Annotated in this window: 1 protein-coding gene; it reads left to right on the forward strand. The window is 50.5% G+C overall.

Going from position 1 to position 1,175, the window contains the following annotated elements:
* Positions 1–781: 781 nt before the first annotated feature.
* On the forward strand, positions 782–1,175 hold a 394-nt coding region (locus tag Q0369_RS06810), incomplete at its 3' end, for a DUF4213 domain-containing protein (RefSeq protein WP_298097731.1).

Genomic DNA, 1,175 nt, shown 5'->3' on the forward strand with positions numbered 1-1,175 from the left:
GCAGGAGCGACTACTACTACGACGAGATCGTGCTGTGCGCCGCTCGCGGCGAGACACTGCTAAATCCACTCATCAACATCCTGCTATCGGAAAATAAAATTTAGCCTCGCGCCATATTGGAAAATGAAATTTAGTCCTGCGATGGATCGGAAATAAAATTTAGCCGTGCGGCAGGTAGGAAATAAAATTTAACTCCGCAGCAGGCGCGACTTGTCGCAGATACGGCTCGTCGCGTAAATTTTACCTGCGTCTTAATTTATTAATTTTGCCCACTGCTGCCGCTTTCGTTAAATTTAGCCTGCTCTCGCCACTTTCATTAGATTTAACCTGTATCCGCCTGGGCTCGCGCCCATTCGTATTTATTGAAATTTAGCCAGCCCGACCCGAACCCTCACTCATTCGTCCTCATGGAATTTAGCTCGTATTTGCCTGGGTTCGCATCGGCTTGCTCGTTAAATTTGATCCACCCGCGCCGCTTGCTTGCGCCTGCCGCTTCGTCCGCGCCGCCGATCAGTTTAAAATTCCAAGCCGCACTCGTTCGTTAAAATTTCATGTTTGTCCGCACGTTTCAAATTTTAAAGCTGCACTGCGCTTTTTAAAATTCCAAGCCGCAACGATACGCGCTAGCTACATAAAATTTTATCTCGCACTAGCCGCTTGCGTTAAATTTAGTTCGCGTCTTCTTGGACGTTGCCCGTCGCGCGATCAATAAATTTATATCAATACGGGCGCCGAAATTTTAAGCTATAATGGCGCTAAATTCCACATTAAAGGATCGAAAATGAGCGAAATTTTAGATCAAACGCTGGAGCGTGCGAAAGAAATTTTAGGCGCCCAGGCGCTGGATCTTAAGATCCAGCGCGCGGTCGTGGGGCTGTTTTTTAGCGGCGTAAAGCTGCAAGGAGGCGCGTGCGGGCTTAGCTATACGCCGCTAAAGTCCCTATCAGGCGCTGTTTGCTGCCCCTCGCAAGCAAGTGCGATGCCCGATTCGGGCAATATCGCGGGCAAAAGCGTGCGCTATCTGCTGCGCGATCTGAGCTCTGCCGCGCCGCTTAAAAAGACGCTCGCGCTCGCCGCGCTAAATGCGCTTGGAAGGGCGTGTTTCGATAAAATCTGCGCAGATTACGACGTGAAATTCGGCGCCGATCCCTTTGAGCAGCTGCGGATCGAGCGCG

The organism is uncultured Campylobacter sp. (genome assembly GCF_938030685.1).
In the GTDB taxonomy this organism is placed as follows: Bacteria; Campylobacterota; Campylobacteria; order Campylobacterales; family Campylobacteraceae; genus Campylobacter_B.